The organism is Janthinobacterium sp. GW458P, from assembly GCF_002127585.1.
Classification (GTDB): domain Bacteria; phylum Pseudomonadota; class Gammaproteobacteria; order Burkholderiales; family Burkholderiaceae_D; genus Janthinobacterium.
The window spans coordinates 1-16,030 of the sequence record NZ_NEGZ01000056.1; the positions used below are offsets into that span (position 1 = coordinate 1).

Annotated in this window: 15 protein-coding genes, 4 tRNA genes and 1 pseudogene; 5 read left to right on the forward strand and 15 right to left on the reverse strand. The window is 62.9% G+C overall.

Annotated elements, in window-relative coordinates:
* Positions 1-262, forward strand: a pseudogene (locus tag CBW50_RS29510) (hypothetical protein); the annotation flags it as partial.
* A 16-nt stretch (positions 263-278) separates the two neighbouring features.
* On the opposite strand, the gene CBW50_RS23395 reads toward CBW50_RS29510, so the two are convergent.
* Both CBW50_RS23395 and CBW50_RS23400 read right to left on the reverse strand, forming a co-directional pair.
* Positions 279-656, reverse strand: a complete 378-nt coding sequence (locus tag CBW50_RS23395; RefSeq protein ID WP_086147745.1) for a VOC family protein — start codon at positions 654-656, stop codon at positions 279-281.
* On the reverse strand, positions 653-1,444 hold the full coding sequence (locus tag CBW50_RS23400) for an alpha/beta hydrolase (protein ID WP_086147746.1): 792 nt from the start codon (positions 1,442-1,444) through the stop codon (positions 653-655). The genes CBW50_RS23395 and CBW50_RS23400 overlap by 4 nt, the downstream gene beginning before the upstream one ends.
* A 336-nt stretch (positions 1,445-1,780) precedes the next feature.
* Between CBW50_RS23400 and CBW50_RS23405 the strand changes: the two genes are divergently transcribed.
* The gene (locus CBW50_RS23405; protein WP_226935842.1) at positions 1,781-2,167 is read left to right on the forward strand and encodes a hypothetical protein; all 387 of its coding nucleotides are present in this window, start codon (positions 1,781-1,783) and stop codon (positions 2,165-2,167) included.
* Positions 2,168-2,328: 161 nt separating this feature from the next.
* Here CBW50_RS23405 and CBW50_RS23410 read toward each other — a convergent pair.
* Positions 2,329-2,404, reverse strand: a tRNA-Asn gene (locus CBW50_RS23410).
* A 384-nt stretch (positions 2,405-2,788) separates the two neighbouring features.
* Here CBW50_RS23410 and CBW50_RS23415 point away from each other — a divergent pair.
* Positions 2,789-2,986, forward strand: coding sequence for a hypothetical protein (locus tag CBW50_RS23415; protein WP_086147747.1), 198 nt, complete (start codon positions 2,789-2,791; stop codon positions 2,984-2,986).
* Here the strand turns inward: CBW50_RS23415 and CBW50_RS23420 are convergent.
* The 5 genes from CBW50_RS23420 to CBW50_RS23440 form a co-directional block, all read right to left on the reverse strand.
* Positions 2,971-4,269, reverse strand: a complete 1,299-nt coding sequence (locus CBW50_RS23420) for an NCS2 family permease (protein ID WP_086147748.1) — start codon at positions 4,267-4,269, stop codon at positions 2,971-2,973. The genes CBW50_RS23415 and CBW50_RS23420 overlap by 16 nt on opposite strands.
* Positions 4,270-4,339: 70 nt before the next feature.
* A complete protein-coding gene (locus CBW50_RS23425) occupies positions 4,340-4,756 on the reverse strand; it encodes a GtrA family protein (RefSeq protein ID WP_086147749.1) in 417 nt (138 codons plus the stop codon).
* Positions 4,757-4,871: 115 nt separating this feature from the next.
* On the reverse strand, positions 4,872-6,359 hold the full coding sequence (locus CBW50_RS23430; protein ID WP_319017170.1) for a c-type cytochrome: 1,488 nt from the start codon (positions 6,357-6,359) through the stop codon (positions 4,872-4,874).
* Positions 6,356-8,014: a GMC family oxidoreductase gene (locus tag CBW50_RS23435; RefSeq protein ID WP_086147750.1), complete on the reverse strand. Its 1,659-nt coding sequence runs from the start codon at positions 8,012-8,014 to the stop codon at positions 6,356-6,358. Before CBW50_RS23435 ends, CBW50_RS23430 begins: the two co-directional genes overlap by 4 nt.
* A complete protein-coding gene (locus CBW50_RS23440; RefSeq protein ID WP_086147751.1) occupies positions 8,011-8,667 on the reverse strand; it encodes a sugar dehydrogenase complex small subunit in 657 nt (218 codons plus the stop codon). The genes CBW50_RS23435 and CBW50_RS23440 overlap by 4 nt, the downstream gene beginning before the upstream one ends.
* A 160-nt stretch (positions 8,668-8,827) precedes the next feature.
* On the opposite strand from CBW50_RS23440, the gene CBW50_RS23445 reads away from it, so the two are divergent.
* On the forward strand, positions 8,828-10,000 hold the full coding sequence (locus CBW50_RS23445) for an alpha/beta hydrolase (RefSeq protein WP_253251981.1): 1,173 nt from the start codon (positions 8,828-8,830) through the stop codon (positions 9,998-10,000).
* Between the two features lie 93 nt (positions 10,001-10,093).
* Here the strand turns inward: CBW50_RS23445 and CBW50_RS23450 are convergent, their stop codons facing one another.
* The 6 genes from CBW50_RS23450 to CBW50_RS23475 form a co-directional block, all read right to left on the reverse strand.
* The gene (locus CBW50_RS23450) at positions 10,094-10,807 is read right to left on the reverse strand and encodes an alpha/beta fold hydrolase (protein ID WP_086147753.1); all 714 of its coding nucleotides are present in this window, start codon (positions 10,805-10,807) and stop codon (positions 10,094-10,096) included.
* A 196-nt stretch (positions 10,808-11,003) separates the two neighbouring features.
* Positions 11,004-11,079 (reverse strand) — tRNA-Asn (locus CBW50_RS23455).
* Positions 11,080-11,170: 91 nt separating this feature from the next.
* Entirely contained in the window at positions 11,171-11,497 is a 327-nt protein-coding gene (locus CBW50_RS23460; protein WP_086147754.1) for a Dabb family protein, read from the reverse strand.
* A 123-nt stretch (positions 11,498-11,620) separates the two neighbouring features.
* Positions 11,621-11,696: transfer RNA gene (locus tag CBW50_RS23465), tRNA-Asn, on the reverse strand.
* Positions 11,697-11,832: 136 nt separating this feature from the next.
* Positions 11,833-11,908: transfer RNA gene (locus CBW50_RS23470), tRNA-Asn, on the reverse strand.
* Between the two features lie 131 nt (positions 11,909-12,039).
* Entirely contained in the window at positions 12,040-13,254 is a 1,215-nt protein-coding gene (locus tag CBW50_RS23475; protein ID WP_172404865.1) for an amino acid aminotransferase, read from the reverse strand.
* A 114-nt stretch (positions 13,255-13,368) separates the two neighbouring features.
* Between CBW50_RS23475 and uvrB the strand changes: the two genes are divergently transcribed.
* Positions 13,369-15,456 carry an excinuclease ABC subunit UvrB gene (gene uvrB / locus CBW50_RS23480; RefSeq protein WP_086147755.1) on the forward strand — a complete coding sequence of 696 codons (2,088 nt, stop codon included), beginning with the start codon at positions 13,369-13,371 and terminating at the stop codon, positions 15,454-15,456.
* A 35-nt stretch (positions 15,457-15,491) separates the two neighbouring features.
* On the opposite strand, the gene CBW50_RS23485 is transcribed toward uvrB, so the two are convergent.
* Positions 15,492-15,989, reverse strand: a complete 498-nt coding sequence (locus CBW50_RS23485; RefSeq protein WP_226935840.1) for a DUF3224 domain-containing protein — start codon at positions 15,987-15,989, stop codon at positions 15,492-15,494.
* Positions 15,990-16,030: the final 41 nt, after the last annotated feature.

A 16,030-nucleotide genomic window follows, 5' to 3' on the forward strand; every position in this document is an offset into this window, starting at 1 on the left:
GGCGGCCGCGCGCGCGCCCGCGTCCAGGCCGGCGGCGCGCGCGCCGGGCGACAGCGACGTCGCCTTGCTGACGGCGCTGGTGGCGCATGCGCACCGCCAGGAAGGCGCAGCAAAGCCCCTGCGCGACGTCGTCGTGCGCAAGGACGACGAGGAGACGAGCGACTTGCTGCAGCGCTGCAAGCAGCTGGGCATGATAGAGGGCATGCTGTGCCGCGCGCGCATCTGCTCGGGCCGCTGGGACAGCGATCCCGCCTGCCATTGACGGGGGTTGATGCAACTCAGGCGCGCTCGGCCACCTCGACCAGGTTGCCGTCCGGGTCGCGCAGGTAGACGGAGCGGATGGGCCAGTTGGCGCCCGTGCGGGCCACCGGTCCCTCCTCGATGGCCACGCCGGCGCGGGCCAGGTGGGCGATGAAGGCATCGAGCGGCACGGCGGCGATGAAGCACAGGTCCAGCGAACCGGGCGTGGGCAGCGCCGCCTTGGGCAGGAATTCCTTGCCGTATTCATGCAGGTTGATTTTCTGCGCGCCGAACTTGAAGGCCTGGCGCCCGGCGCCAAAGGTTTCCAGCTGCATGCCCAGCACGCGCGTATAGAAATCGATGCAGGCCGCCTTGTCGCGCGTGGTCAGCACCAGGTGGTCCAGGCGGGAAATCATGGCGTCCTCGCGTGGTGCGGCGTGTCCATGCGTCCGTGCAGGAAGCCTTCCATCAGCGCCAGCAGCGCCTGCGGCTGTTCCTGGTGCGGCGTGTGCCCGCACTGCTCGACCATGGCCGGCATGGCGTTGAGCGCCTGCGCCACGATGGTGTCGACCTGGGCCGCGCTGCCATACTGGTCTTCCGTGCCCTGCACCACCAGCACCGGGCATTCGACGGAAGGCAGCAGGTATTCGATATTCCAGAACTGGAAACCGTAGCTGAGCCAGGTGTCGGACCAGGCCTTGAAGATGGACTCTGTTTTTTCTCCGTGGTACTTCGCCAGCGCGCGCAGCTTGCCCGCGCCAAACGCCGCGTCCGCCGTGCGGATGCCATCGAGGGTCACGCCTTCGACGAACACGTGCGCCGCCTCGGTGATGATGCCGCGCAGGCGGGGCGGCTGCTGCGCCGCATGGATCAGGGCGATGCTGCCGCCATCGGAGTGGCCGATGAGAAAATAATCCTGCCCGGGAATCAGCGAAGCAAGCACTTGCTGCAACTCGCGCAGCGCATAGTCGTGCAGGTAGTGGATGTGCCGGCGCGCCGACAGCGGCGAGGACTGCCCGTAGCCGAGACGGTCATACACGAGGCCGCGGCAGCCCGTGGCCTGGCACAGTTGCTCGGGGAAATCCTTCCACATGGCGCAGCAGCCGAGGCCCTCGTGCAGGAACACCAGCCAGGGCCTGGCGGGATCGCCCTCGATCTGCTCGTAATAAATATCGTCTTCGGCGCTCAGGTTCAGTATCGGCATAGGCTAGGCTCGCAACGGTTTTTGCATCGGCAGGACAGGCCGGCCTATTGTGCCATCGTCCGCAACAGCATGCTCGCCGTACACGAAAAAATAGCCACCTGGCAAATACCCGGGGCACTGTCCGCACGCTGTTTGCGTCAGCGCAAATGCCCTCCGTTTTTCCCCGTCCTGGCGGCCCTTTTCGCCACGACACAGGCCTAGAATTGGCTTCTCCCCCCTCGGAGCAGACGGCTACCTTATCAGCCAGGACGTGACACTGGCCGTCACGGCAACAGATAGGGCGTCTTGCCGCACGACGTCAGCTGCGGTGTCCAAACTATCGATCAGGAGTACATCATGGAAATGAAAGTTGAAGACCGGACCGGCAGCAATCTGGCCGAACAAGAAATCACCGACTTGCCCGTCCAGCAGGAAAGCAAAACGGCAAAAGGCACGGCCGCCAAGGATCTGAACCTGAGCGGCAACGCCTTCACCACGTATTACACGTGGCGCGCCAACGGCGTTTTCCACGCGGTGAATTTCGTCAACGGCAACGTGAATGCCAATTCGCGCGTGTTCCTGAACATCAGCGAATTCAGCACGGATGCGCAGCACCGTTTCATCGGCGCTGCCCGCATGGCGGTGTACAACATCGCTCCGTACAACGGCGGCTTCCTGGCCTGGGTAGAAATTTCCTGGGGCAGCCCGCTGAATATCCGTTTCGACGTGTTCGTCGATCCCTGATCCAGGGAAACGGCACGCCGCTGCCGCCGGATACCCTCAGGCGTAAGGGACGGCGTCGTGCCGGCGGTATGTGGCATGGCAAGGTGTAGCACGGAGATTTTGCGCGCGCGCAAAACAAAAGGGCCACGTGTTGCCACGTGGCCCTTTGCTACTACTTGTTCTGGCTCCCCGACCTGGACTCGAACCAGGGACCTGCGGATTAACAGTCCGTCGCTCTACCAACTGAGCTATCAGGGAAAGGAGGCCGAATTATATACGTCAAAATTTTACCTGTCCAGTTGCAATCTGCGCGGCGGCCCAAAACAGGGCGGCCTGGCTCGACGGGGTATTAGCGCATGGACGATGGCGCAGCCGTCTGGCGCGCGTGCACCGGACGGACCGCTTGCGGCAAAGGGCGCCAGCCTGCGGGCAGCGGCTGCGTGCGTCTGCGCGCCGCGACGCAGCACGCAGCACGAATAGAACAGGCCGGCCGTCGCCGCATCGGAGGCGCTGAACGGCATGCCGGCAGCGACGCCCCCGGCCAGCGCCATCGGCATGTGCCCGCACAACTCGTGCTTGCCCCTGGGCGGCGGCTCTTTCCTGACATGAGCGCATCCGGCGCAGCCGCGGCGGCAAAGTCCCGTGGCAGCGCGCCTGATGGGCGAGCACCTGGCGCACGTGGAAGCGGCCTTGCGCTTCGACGGCAGGGCCGGCAAGGCCTGGAAAGACGTGCTGGCCACGCTGCCGAGGCAAGCCGTGCCAAAAGAAAAGGCCGCCCCTGCAGGTGCGCGGGCGGCCTTGTCACATGCTTGCCGGCAAACCGGCTATTCGCCCAGGTAGATGAACTTGAACAGGAAGATGGCGGCGATGATGTAGGCCACCACCGATACTTGCTTGCCCTTGCCCGTCAACAGTTTCAATACGGCGTAGGTGATGAAGCCGAAGGCCACGCCGCTGGCGACCGAATACGTAAATGGCATCATCAGCGCCGTGATGGCGGCGGGAATGCTTTCCGTGCTGTCATCCCAGTCGATGAAAGTCAATTCGCGCAGCATCAGGCATGCCACGTACAGCAGCGCGGGCGCCGTCGCGTACGGCGGCACCGTGTGCGCCAGCGGGGCGAAGAACAGGCTGCCCAGGAACAGCAGCGCCACGGCGACGGCCGTCAAGCCCGTGCGGCCGCCGGCCTGCACGCCGGCCGCGCTTTCCACGAAGGCCGTGGTGCTCGAGGTGCCCAGGCAGGCGCCCGCCGCGATCGCCGTGCTGTCCGCCAGCAAGGCCTTGTTCATGCGTTCCATCTTGCCGTCTTTCAACAAACCGGCGCGGTTGGCCACGCCCATCAGGGTGCCTGTCGCATCGAACAATTCCACCAGGAAAAATACCAGCACCACGTTGACGATGCCGATCGACAATGCGCCCATGATGTCGAGCTTGAACAGGGTCGGCTCGATGGCGGGCGGCGCCGAGACGATGCCGTTGAACTCGTTGCCGCCGAAGAAGAAACTGGCAACGGTGATGACCAGAATGCCGATGAGGATGGCGCCCGGCACTTTCAGGCGGTCCAGCGCGACGATGATGAAAAAGCCGAGGATGGCCAGGATGGGCGCCGCCTTGTGCAAGTCGCCCAGCGCGATGATGGTGGCGGGATTCGACACCACCACGCCCGCGCTCTTGAGCGAAATGATGGCCAGAAACAGGCCGATGCCGACCGTAATCGCCGTGCGCAGCGCTGGCGGGATGCTGTTGATGATCATCTCGCGTATCTTGAACAGGCTCACCAGGATGAACAGGCAGCCGGAAATGAAAACGGCGCCCAGCGCCACTTCCCAGCTCATGCCCATGCCCTTCACCACCGCATACGAGAAATACGCATTCAGGCCCATGCCCGGCGCCAGCGCGATCGGATAGTTCGCATACAGGCCCATGATCAGGGTGCCGATGGCGGCCGCCAGGCAGGTGGCAACAAAGACGGAGTCTTTCGGCATGCCGGCATCGCCGAGGATGGTCGGGTTGACGAAGATGATGTAGGCCATCGTCAGGAACGTGGTCAGGCCGGCCAGCAGCTCCGTGCGCACATTGGTCCCGTTGTCCTTCAGTTTGAAATAGCGTTCCAGGAACTGCATGATTAACCCCTTGTATTGGTAGAACCGGGCGCCCGCGTGTAGCCAGCGCCTCTCTTTTATGACCGTATGACTACTTTCCCGCGGCGCCGGCCGGCTTGAAGGCCCACCAGCGGCTGCCTGCAAAATTCCACAGCAGGCCGATGCCCGTCGCCAGCACCTGCGCCAGCCAGTAGTACCAGCCCAGCTGGTGTACCAGCAGCCACATCAGCCCCGTATTGATGCACCAGCCGATGCCCAGCAGGGTGAAGTATTTGGCGGCCGCCTCGCCGTGTCCCTTGTCGCTTTTAAACGTGAAAAAGTAATTGAGGATGTAATTGACGACCGAACCCATGATGTAGCCCAGGCCGGAAGCGGCGGCGGCGCTGACGCCGGCCAATTCCACGCCGCACCACAGCACGGCATACTGGACGGCCGTGCCGGAAGCGCCGACGGCGGCGAAACGCAAGAATTGGTGATGCAGGGCGTGCGAGGTGGTCGGTTCAGACATAGTCGATTTTCAAGTGGGCGGCAGCCGGGGCCAGGCAAGAATAAAAAATGGCTACGATTGCTCGTAACCATTTTTCAGCCTGCATTTTACTGCAAGTTGCGCCCAAGGTTCAGATTTACGCCCGATTTGCCGCGACAGCGCGATGCCGGCGCCGGCGCCGCAGCCACACGAACAGGGCGGTCAGCAGCAGGATGCCGGCGATGCCGCCCGGCAGCATGAACGGTTGCGCCCGCGCCAGCACGGGTTTCTCGCCGCCGTTGCGCGCCTGCGCCACGTAGGCGGGCGTCACCGACACGTCCGGGTTGCCATACTGTTTCAATACATAATTGGCGATCGAGGCGACCTGCTCGTCCGTCAAGGGCTGCACGTAGGAACGCTGGTCGAAACGGGGCATGAACGCTTCATGCTCCTCCCCTTCGATCTTGCGCTCGACGCCAAACAGGATGGCCGATACCAGGTTGGCCGGCGTGGCGCCGCCCGTCGCCGTGTTGTTGAACAGGGCCGGATAACTTTGCCCCGTGCTGCCGGCGCCGCTGGCCGAGTGGCAGCTGGCGCAATAAGCGGAAAACAGCACGGCGCCGCTATTCAAGGAATGATGCTCGGTGGCGCCGGCCATGCCGCGCAGCGCAACTTCCTCGCTGGCGGCGCTGCCGTGGCTGTAGGCGGCCTTGCTCTGCCCCGCCGTGCGCACGGGCGGCACCGTGCGCAGCCACGCCACGATGGCGGCCACGTCGTCGTCGCGCAAGAACTGCAGGCTGTTCTGGATGGCTTCGGCCATGCCGCCCGCCGCCTGCCCCTTGCCTTCCACGTGGCCCGTCTTCAGGTAAGCCGTCAGCTCCGCATCCGTCCACGCGCCAATGCCGCTGACCTTGTCGGACGTGATGTTCGGTGCATGCCAGGAGCCAAGCGCGGCGCCCGCCAGGGTCTGGCTGCCGATTTCCGCCATCAGCGCGTTGCGCGGCGTGTGGCAGGCGCTGCAGTGCGCCAGGCCTTCGGCCAGGTAGGCGCCGCGGTTGATCTGCGCGCTCTTCGCCGGATCGGGCACGAAGCGTTTATTGTCGAGGAACAAGGTGTTCCAGCCCAGCATGGACAGGCGCACATTGAACGGGAATGGCAGGGCCGTCTGGCGCGCTGGCTCGTCGACGGGCCGGACGGCCTGCATGAAGTAATAATACAGGTCGCCCACATCCGCATCCGTCAGCTGCGCATAGCTGGTGTAGGGCATGGCTGGATACAGGTGGCTGCCGTCGGCGCGCACGCCTGCGCGCAGCGCGCGGGCAAAGTCGGCTTCCGTGTAGTGCCCGATGCCGCCTTTTTTCGATGGCGTGATATTCGTGGCATAAATCGTGCCCAGCGGCGAATCGATGGCGTAGCCGCCCGCATACGGCTTGCCGCCGGCTGCCGTATGGCAAGCCATGCAGTCGGCGGCGATGGCCAGGTAGCGGCCCCGCTCCAGCCGTGCGTCGGGGCTGGCGGCCACGGGCGCGGCCGGACGGTCCGGCGTCAGGGTGACGGGCGGCGCCGGCGGCACAGGTGGTAAAGCACGCGCGGCCAGCGGCAAGCCGGCCGCCAGGGTCAGGCCCAGCAAGAAACGGCGCATCATGCGGCCTCCCTTGCCAGGGTGCGGGCGATGTCGTCGGCCGCGCGCAGGCCCAGCGCGGCCATGCTGAGGGTGGTGTTGACGACGCTGGCCGACGGCATGGCGCCGCCGCCCGGCAGCCACAGGTTGGCGTGGTCGTGGGCGCGGCAATTGCCGTCGACGACGGAGTCAAGACGGTTGCTGCCCATGATCACGCCGCCCATGATGTGGTTGTTCGCATTCAGGCTGTCGGTGATATGGAATTCCACGGCGCCGAACAGCTTGCCGATGTGTTCCAGTTGCGCATGCGCGGCCTTCGCGCCTTCGCGCACGTAGTCGCCCACGTCATAGTAGATGTCGGGACAGGCCAGCCCCAGCGGATCCTTGCGCGTCTTGCTCAAGGTCAAGCGGTTGTGCGCCTCGGGCAGCGGCTCCAGGCTGATCGACAGGTCCACGCCGAACGCGGCGCGGCGGCGGATCTCGTCGTCGAGATCCTTGCCCACCAGGCCCAGCTTCAGGGATTGCTGGGTGGCAGGTCCGACCCTGGTGATATTGTTCAGGATCATCTTGTTGGCCGAATACTGCGCGCGGAAGGCGCCGTCACGCGGACCCACCAGGCAGCTGCTCTGCGCGGGGCCGCGGCCCGTCCAGATCGGTTCATTGGCGAGGAAGGTACAGTGGAAACCCGAGTGGTCCATCATGTTGCGGCCCACCTGGTCCGAACTGTTGGCGATGCCGTTCGGATTGTTCTGGTTGGCCGCCAGCAACAGCAAGCGCGGCGTTTCGATGCCGTTGCAGGCAATCACGAAGGCCTTGCCGGTCGCCATGTGGGACTGTTTCTTGGCGTCATACCAGTGCACGGCGGTCACGCGGTTGTGCTGGTCCGTGTCGATGCGGTAGACGACGGCCTCGGCCAGCACGCCAGCGCCCTTCAGCTCGGCCCGCTCCACATGGTGGATGCCGTTGTACATGGCGCCGATGGGGCAGATCGGCTGGCAATTGTTATTGCCGCAGCAAGTGGGACGGCCCTGCCACGGGCGCGTCGAGCGCCCCTGCGGGATCGGCACGGAGCGGTAGCCGTGCGGGTTGACCACTTCGGCGAAACGCTTGTCGCCATAGCCCCAGGGCACCATGTCCATCGGGTACGGGGCGCTGCGCTCGCTGGGCGACTGCAAGGCGGGATCATTGGGGCCGGCGACGCCCATTTCCTGCTCGGCGCGGCAATAATAGGGTTCCAGTTCCTCATAGGAAATGGCCCAGTCGCGTCCGACGCCGTAATCGCTCTTCATGCGCATGTCGGACGGCAAATGGCGCCAGCACGACGCAGCCCAGTGCCAGGTCGTGCCGCCCACCGTGCGCAGATAGCCCTGCTGGAAACTGCTGCCGCTGGGGCCCGACAATTCCACATAGTTGTTCTTTGGAAAGTACAGGGGCGCGGGCGCATTGTCCGCCTGCGGATACAGGCCCTGGAAGTCGGAGCCGACACGGTTCTCGAACGGCATGTTGCGCCAGTTTTCCACGGCTTGCCCCCGCTCGATGCGCAGGCCCGCTTCCAGCATGATCACGGAATGGCCTTGCGCGGCCAGCTGGTCGGCCATCATCGCGCCGACCACGCCCGTGCCGACGATGACGACATCGGCGACGACGTCGCCATTGCTCTTGAATTGCGGTGATTTCATTTTGCTTGCTTGCCTTTCGGTTCGGGAGTGCCGGTGGTGGCCGGGGCCGGTACGGGTTTGGGCGCCACGGGTGCGGAGACGCGCACGGCCGGCGGCGCCTTCAGCCACCACAGGGGGCCGTAATTGCAGTACGTGGGCACGACCTGGCCGTCGGCCACCGTGCGGTACATCAAGGCTTCCGCATAGGCGACGACGATGGACTTGGTGCCCTGCTCGGGATGGCCGGCCACGGTGCCCGTGTACCAAGCGGCAACGATGGCCAGCGCCAGCTCGCGCAAGCCCGCATCGGCGGCGGTGGCGGCCGCCAGCAGGGTCTTCGCCTCCTGCCCGGTGACGAGCAGTGCGCCCAGCCGCGGCAGGCGCTCGGCAAAGCCGGGCACGTTGCTGCGCATGGCGTGTTCGATGCGCGCCGCCGTGCCGGCGGACAAATCGCGGTGGCCCGTGATGGTTTGCGACAGGGTGTAGAACAGCATGCTGCCGGGCGCCGGGCCCGCAGCGGGCGCGCTGGCCGGAGGCTGCATGGCGGCCGACAGCGGATTGCTCCAGAAACCGGCCTGCGCCAGCAGGGCGGCCAGGCCGACCAGGGCGTGGCGGCGGCTGATGCGGGGAATGGAGGGGAATGCTTCAGAGGGGGCGCTGCCTGGATGTTTCATGAGACTCCCGCAAGACTTGTTATTTTGTTGACTACGATGATTGCGTTAAATCACATTTGAACAAATGCAATCCGTGCCGTCATTATCCTACATAAATAAATTGTTTGCCAATGTAGTATTACTACCCTCGCAGCAAGGAAGCCGATAAGCAGGCGCGGCCGTGCCATCCAGGCCCGCCGGCGCAGGCTGCACGCTGATTCCTCTTAAAAAGATTGCAAGCTTGCCTAAAAATTGGCAGCATGGCCCATGCGCAAACGGCCGCAGCAAGCCTGGCGTGCACCTATCAGCTGTCCCCATGCGGCGCGTGATGCGCCGATGCAATCAACCTGAAACTGATGACAAGACCATGATAAAAAAAATGACGTTTTTAGTGCTATTGACCGCCCTGACCCCATTTTCTGCATGCCAGGCGCACAACACGCAGGAAACACCACCCCCAAGCCTCCCCGCCTACGCCAGTACCACACTGACGCCTGAAATCGGCGGCATAAAACAGGTCATAGAAATCAAAACCGACGACGCCAGCAAACCCGTGCTCCTGTTTTTATCGGGCGGCCCGGGCAGCTCCATGATCAAGGGGGCGGATTCCTTTACCAGCATCCTGAAAGACAGATACACGCTGGTGCAATGGGACCAGCGGGACGCGGGAAAAACCCTGAAACTCAATCCATCCCCCACCCAGCCGTCCGTCGCGCAGATGGAACAGGATACGTATCAGGTCATACAATTTCTGCGAAAGGAATTAAAGCAGGACAAGATATACCTGCTGGGCAGCTCCTGGGGCAACGTGCTGGGCTTTTATATCGTCAAGCATCATCCGGAATTGCTACATGCCTATTTCGCGTCCAACCCTGTCGTAAGCCAGCTGGAGAGCGAGAAGGAATTGCTGCAGGCCTTGAAAGTGCACTTCAAGGACCATGCCCTCGCCAGCCAGGAGCTGGACAGCGTCAGTTTCCCGTTTGCCAGTGACGAAAGCATGTTTTATTTGAGGAAGTGGCTTTTTTACAAGGATGGCAAGGAATTTGCAACGAGTGCGGGTTTCAAGACGGGATTTTTGCAATGGTCGAAGACCTGGTCGCCCGTGTGGAACGAGGTCATGAACATTGACTTGCCCAAGACCTTGAAGAGCGTTGACTGCCCCATCTATTTCTTCGTTGGCAAGAACGATATCCAGACCTCGACCAGGATCACGCAAGCGTATTTTGAGACGTTGCAGGCGCCAAGGAAAGGCTTGTTTCTGTTTGAACAGTCCGGACATCAAATCCATCAGGATGAAGCCGAGAAATTTCAACGTGCCATCATCCAGGTGCTCGATGCGGCCGATCAGTCCTGATATGGGCCGTCGACGATAAGCGGACGGCCCCGGCGCCCGCCACGCCACCGGCGCAGTGCGGGGCGCCGATCGGCCGCCCCGGGCATTTCTTGCCTATGCAGCCGCCGGCAAAGCCTCAACGGCTTTCCTGATCAGTGACGCCACCGCATCCGCCCGGGAGAGGTAGACGGCATGGCTGGCAGCAACTTCAACCACCCTGGCGCCCGCACGTTTGGCCATGCCCCGTTGCGCCACGGGTGAAATCATCCTGTCCTCGGTGGCCACCAGGTAGCTGCAGGGCTTGCTCTTCCATGCCGGCGCCGTGACCACGCCGGTCAATGCAGCCATGCCCCACGGCACTTGCGACGCCGCCATGAAGCGCGCCTTCTCCGCGGGGATATCGGCGGCAAAGGCCGCCGCAAATTTTTGCTGATCGAGCAATAAAAAACCATCGCGTGGCGGCAAGATCGGCGGCACCGGCGCACCTGGCGGGGCATGTTTGATCAAGGTATCGACGGATTCGCCTTGATCCGGCACAAATGCCGCAATGTAGACGAGGCTCTTGACCTGGGGATCATTCCCCGCTTCCGTGACCACGGCGCCGCCGTAGGAATGCCCCGCCAGGATCACCGGCCCCGGCGCGGCAGCAATGACCCGCCGGGTCGCGGCCACGTCGTCCGCCAGCGATAGCGTTGGATTTTGCACGATGGACACGCGGCATCCCTGCTTGTGCAGCGCCCTGTAGACGCCCTCCCAGCCCGATCCATCGACAAAACCACCATGCACCAGCACGATCGTTGGCGGCGCAGCACTTGCAAGCTCATCCATTTCAGCTGCTCCAGGAAGTTGAGGGCGATGACAGTGCCGCTGAGGCCCTGCTTCCTCCAGCTTAGCGCCGGATGCCTGGCGCTCTGTGCGGTGGATCAAGAATCGGTGACCACGGCGCGCCATGCCGCAACGAACGGCCCCTGAAATGCAAAAAGCCCAAGCGGATGAGGGCTGGGCTTTCTGCTGCTGCATGTTCTGGCTCCCCGACCTGGACTCGAACCAGGGACCTGCGGATTAACAGTCCGTCGCTCTACCAACTGAGCTATCAGGGAAAAGAGGCCGCATTTTATAGGGCAAACTTTCAGATGTCCAGACTTCCCTGGGAGAAAATGCATTTTTCCCCGCGCTCGCCGCGCTCGCCGATCAACCGGGATGGTCTTGCGGGCTGTAGTCAACGACCAGCACCCGTCCCAGCCATGGCTTGAGCAGTTCGACAAAGTCCAGGTGAGCCGGATGGGTCAGGTACACGTCGCGCGCGCCGGCCCCGGCAAAGGTGAGGCTGAAGCAATCGGTAAAACCATCGTCGAGGCCTTCCGGGCTGACGTTCGGCCCCCACTCGAATTGCAGGATGCCGGGAATGTGGTGTTTCAGCTGGGAAAATTCATAGACAAGCTCGGCATGCTTGGCGGAAGTGATGCCATCGAGAAAGTCGCATAGGACGATATGGCGCAAGGCGGAGGTACAAGTCATGGGAAGATGCTCCTGAAGTGATGCCTTCAGGATAGCGCAAAACGCGATCACGCACCGGCCGGCCCCGTGGAAGGGGCCGGAAAACAAAAAAGGCCATGTTTTTCAACATGGCCTTCCGAATTCTGGCTCCCCGACCTGGACTCGAACCAGGGACCTGCGGATTAACAGTCCGTCGCTCTACCAACTGAGCTATCAGGGAAAAGAGGCCGTATTATATAGGCCAAACCTGGCGCTGTCTAGATTTCCATAGAGAAATCTTATCCCGGCATCGCGCGGCCTACCGGCGGCGCAAAAAACAAAAAAGGCCATGTTTTTCAACATGGCCTTTCGAATTCTGGCTCCCCGACCTGGACTCGAACCAGGGACCTGCGGATTAACAGTCCGTCGCTCTACCAACTGAGCTATCAGGGAAAAGAGGCAATATTATATGTCGCTTGTTCCATATTTGCAAGACGGATACTGCGTCCCGACAAACACGGCCATCGCCGACTTTCCACTGCCATCAGCGCCGCACTTGCATGCAGCGCCGAAGAAGCAAGATATTAAAGTACTTTGGCGATCGCGTCAATAACGATGTCGATGTTGCGCGAATTCAATGCTGCCACGCAGATACGGCCCGTGTCGACGGCGTAGATCGATTGCTCGCGCAACGATGCCACCTGCTCCTTGGTGAGGCCCGAGTACGAGAACATGCCGATTTGCTGGCGCACGAATTCGAAGTCGTGGCCTGGCGCCTTGGCTTTCAGCTTTTCCACGAAGGCATTGCGCATTTCGCGGATGCGCACGCGCATGCCGGCCAGCTCCTCTTCCCACAGCTGGCGCAGTTCCGGCGTGGCCAGGACGGTAGCGACCACCTTGCCGCCATGCGTAGGCGGGTTCGAGTAGTTGGTGCGCACGACGCGCTTCAGCTGCGACAGCAGGCGGGCCGCTTCATCGGCGCTCGAGGCGACGACGCTCAGGGCGCCCACGCGCTCGCCGTACAGCGAGAACGATTTCGAGAACGAGTTCGACACCAGCAGCGGGCCGCCCGCGTCGGCAAAGCGGCGCACCACGGCGCCGTCTTCGGCGATGCCGTTGGCGAAGCCCTGGTAGGCCATGTCCAGGAACGGCACCAGGCCGCGCGACGTGACGACAGCGATGATCTGGTCCCACTGGGCGACGCTCAGGTCAGCGCCGGTCGGGTTGTGGCAGCAGGCGTGCAGCACGACGATGGAGCCGGCCGGCATGGCGTTCAGGCTGGCCAGCATGCCGTCGAAGTTCACGCCATGGGTGGCGGCATCGTAGTACGTGTAGTTATTCACAACGAAACCGGCGTTCTCGAACAGCGCGCGGTGGTTTTCCCAGCTCGGGTCGCTGATGTAGACCTGGGCGCCCGGCGCGAAGCGCTGCAGGAAGTCGGCACCAATCTTCAGTGCGCCCGTGCCGCCGATGGCTTGCACGGTGACGGCGCGGCGCTCTTGAATAACGGCGCTGTCGGCGCCAAATACGAGTTCCTGCACCGCCTTGTCATAGGCAGCCAGGCCTTCGATCGGCAGATAGGTGCGTGGGGCGGCCTGTTCGATCAGGATGGCTTCCGCCTTGCGTACGCAAGCTAACAGAGGCACCTTGCCGTTGTCGTCATAATAGACGCCAACGCCCAGATTGATTTTGGCGGGATTCTGGTCCGCGTTAAATGCTTCGGTGATGCCCAGGATCGGGTCGCGTGGGGCCATCTCGATGGCGCTAAACAGACTGGCAGAAACAGTTGGGTTCGTCATGATAAGATTGGATTCGATTGGAAGCAGGTTCACAGCGGAGTTGTAGACAACAGCGCCCCGAATACAACGCCAGGGCCGCCAGCAGAGCACTATTCTAACAAAGGTCTGATTCACATGCCCGAATTATCTACCGCCAGCGAGGCGGAAAGCGCAATTATCTCTTTCCCGGATTCCCCCTTCAAGCTGCACCAGCCCTTCCCTCCGGCCGGCGATCAGCCCACGGCAATCGCCCAGCTGTCCGAGGGCATCGCCGACGGACTGGCCTTCCAGACCCTGCTGGGCGTGACCGGTTCGGGCAAGACCTACACCATGGCCAACGTCATCGCGCGCATGGGCCGGCCGGCCATCGTCTTCGCGCCGAACAAGACGCTGGCGGCGCAGCTGTACAGCGAGTTCCGCGACTTTTTCCCGCAGAACGCCGTCGAATACTTCGTCAGCTACTACGATTACTACCAGCCGGAAGCCTACGTGCCGCAGCGCGACCTGTTCATCGAAAAGGATTCGTCGATCAACGAACATATCGAACAGATGCGGCTGTCGTGCACCAAGTCGCTGATGGAGCGGCGCGACGTCATCATCGTCGCCACCGTCTCGGCCATCTACGGCATCGGCAATCCGAACGAGTACCACCAGATGATCCTGACCTTGCGCGTCAAGGACAGGGTCGCCCAGCGCGACGTCATCGCGCGCCTGATCCAGATGCAGTACACGCGCAACGAGGTCGATTTCGGCCGCGGCACCTTCCGCGTGCGCGGCGACACCATCGACATCTTCCCCGCCGAGCATGCGGAACTGGCCGTGCGCCTGGAAATGTTCGACGACGAGATCGAATCGATCCAGCTGTTCGACCCGCTGACGGGCCGCGTGCGGCAAAAGATCCCGCGTTTCACCGTGTATCCGGGCTCGCACTACGTCACGCCCCGCTCCACCGTGCTGCGCGCCGTGGAAACCATCAAGGACGAGCTGCGCGAGCGCCTCGAGTTCTTCCGCAAGGAGAATAAACTGATCGAAGAGCAGCGGCTGGAGCAGCGCACGCGCTTCGACCTGGAAATGATGGCGGAAATCGGTTTCACCAAGGGCATCGAGAACTATTCGCGCCACTTGAGCGGCGCGCTGCCTGGCGAACCGCCGCCGACCCTGGTCGACTATCTGCCGGCTGACGCGCTGATGTTCCTCGACGAGTCGCACGTGCTGACGGGCCAGCTGAGCGCCATGTACAACGGCGACCGCTCGCGCAAGACCAACCTGGTCGACTACGGCTTCCGCCTGCCGTCCGCGCTCGACAACCGGCCCTTGAAATTCGAGGAATTCGAGCAGAAGATGCGCCAGACCGTGTTCGTCTCGGCCACGCCGGCCGAATACGAAAAAAGCCATTCCGACCAGGTGGTCGAGCAGGTCGTGCGCCCGACCGGCCTGGTCGACCCGCAAATCATCGTGCGCCCCGCCAGCACGCAGGTGGACGACCTGATGTCGGAAATCGTCGAGCGCATCAAGAAGGACGAGCGCGTGCTGGTGACGACGTTGACCAAGCGCATGTCGGAGCAATTGACGGAATACCTGGGCGACCATGGCATCAAGGTGCGCTACCTGCACAGCGATATCGAGACGGTGGAGCGCGTGGAAATCCTGCGCGACCTGCGCCTGGGCACCTTCGACGTGCTGGTGGGGATCAACCTGCTGCGCGAGGGCCTGGACTTGCCGGAAGTGTCGCTGGTCGCCATCCTCGACGCGGACAAGGAAGGCTTCTTGCGCTCCGAGCGCAGCCTGATCCAGACCATCGGCCGCGCCGCGCGCAACCTGAACGGCACGGCGATCCTGTACGGCGACCGCATCACGGACTCCATGCGCCGCGCCATCGACGAGACGGAACGCCGCCGCGCCAAGCAGATCGCCTTCAATACGGCCAACAACATCATCCCGATCGGCGTGAAAAAGTCGATCCGCGAAATGATCGACGGCGTCTACAGCCCGCAGGAAGCGCGCGAAACCCTGCAAGTGGCGCAGGAAGCGGCGAAATTCGAAGCCATGAGCGAGAAACAGGTCAGCAAGGAAATCAAGCGCCTGGAAAAACTGATGGTCGACCACGCCAAGAACCTCGAGTTCGAAAAGGCGGCGCAGGTGCGCGACCAGCTGCACATCCTCAAGCAGCAGCTGTTCGGCGCACCGGGCACCGACAATGTGGCGTCGATCCTGGGCAAATAGACGGCTGGCCTGGCCTGGGCCGGGCTGTGGCCCGCCTACGGCGCCGGCAGCGAATAGTCGATATCGTAGAAATGCCGGCCGTTTTCAATGCGGATGACCAGCGTGCCGTTGATGCCCGTCAATTGGCCCGTGCCGGAATGCGGTACGATCACGATGGTCAGCTGCTGCTTGCCATCGGCCATGGTGCCCGCATGCTGCGCGACGAAACTGCCTTGCCTGCCCTGCAGCACGCCCGTGATCGCTTCCATGGCGACATAGCCGGCGGCGCCCTTGGTGTCGGTGACGGCGCTGAGCATCTCGCCCCTGGCCGTGGCGACCAGGTCGCCGGCATAGGCCTTGTCGAGCAACACCTTGCCCAAGGTCGTGCGCCCCGCGCGCTGCGGCGCCGCGGACGGCGTCATGGTAATGCTGAAACTTCCCGTAGCGTGCGCGTGCATGCGATGATCCCCCTCTGCAGATGAAGCGGCGCCGGCTGGCGCCACCGATAGACAACATGCGGCCAGCATCAGGCCCGCCAGGCTGCGTGATTTCATGATTCCCCTTCCATTGATGCGAGAGGACCAGCTTAAGGCCG

What these genes read in the sequence shown, in the direction of transcription:
- CBW50_RS23400 (WP_086147746.1), bottom strand. Translation starts at nt 1,444, where the DNA reads ATGCCGATACTGAACCTGAGCGCCGAAGACGATATTTATTACGAGCAG.
- uvrB (WP_086147755.1), top strand. Translation starts at nt 13,369, where the DNA reads ATGCCCGAATTATCTACCGCCAGCGAGGCGGAAAGCGCAATTATCTCT.
- CBW50_RS23425 (WP_086147749.1), bottom strand. Translation starts at nt 4,756, where the DNA reads ATGTCTGAACCGACCACCTCGCACGCCCTGCATCACCAATTCTTGCGT.
- CBW50_RS23435 (WP_086147750.1), bottom strand. Translation starts at nt 8,014, where the DNA reads ATGAAATCACCGCAATTCAAGAGCAATGGCGACGTCGTCGCCGATGTC.
- CBW50_RS23475 (WP_172404865.1), bottom strand. Translation starts at nt 13,254, where the DNA reads ATGACGAACCCAACTGTTTCTGCCAGTCTGTTTAGCGCCATCGAGATG.
- CBW50_RS23405 (WP_226935842.1), top strand. Translation starts at nt 1,781, where the DNA reads ATGGAAATGAAAGTTGAAGACCGGACCGGCAGCAATCTGGCCGAACAA.
- CBW50_RS23395 (WP_086147745.1), bottom strand. Translation starts at nt 656, where the DNA reads ATGATTTCCCGCCTGGACCACCTGGTGCTGACCACGCGCGACAAGGCG.
- CBW50_RS23485 (WP_226935840.1), bottom strand. Translation starts at nt 15,989, where the DNA reads ATGAAATCACGCAGCCTGGCGGGCCTGATGCTGGCCGCATGTTGTCTA.
- CBW50_RS23440 (WP_086147751.1), bottom strand. Translation starts at nt 8,667, where the DNA reads ATGAAACATCCAGGCAGCGCCCCCTCTGAAGCATTCCCCTCCATTCCC.
- CBW50_RS23460 (WP_086147754.1), bottom strand. Translation starts at nt 11,497, where the DNA reads ATGACTTGTACCTCCGCCTTGCGCCATATCGTCCTATGCGACTTTCTC.
- CBW50_RS23450 (WP_086147753.1), bottom strand. Translation starts at nt 10,807, where the DNA reads ATGGATGAGCTTGCAAGTGCTGCGCCGCCAACGATCGTGCTGGTGCAT.
- CBW50_RS23430 (WP_319017170.1), bottom strand. Translation starts at nt 6,359, where the DNA reads ATGATGCGCCGTTTCTTGCTGGGCCTGACCCTGGCGGCCGGCTTGCCG.
- CBW50_RS23420 (WP_086147748.1), bottom strand. Translation starts at nt 4,269, where the DNA reads ATGCAGTTCCTGGAACGCTATTTCAAACTGAAGGACAACGGGACCAAT.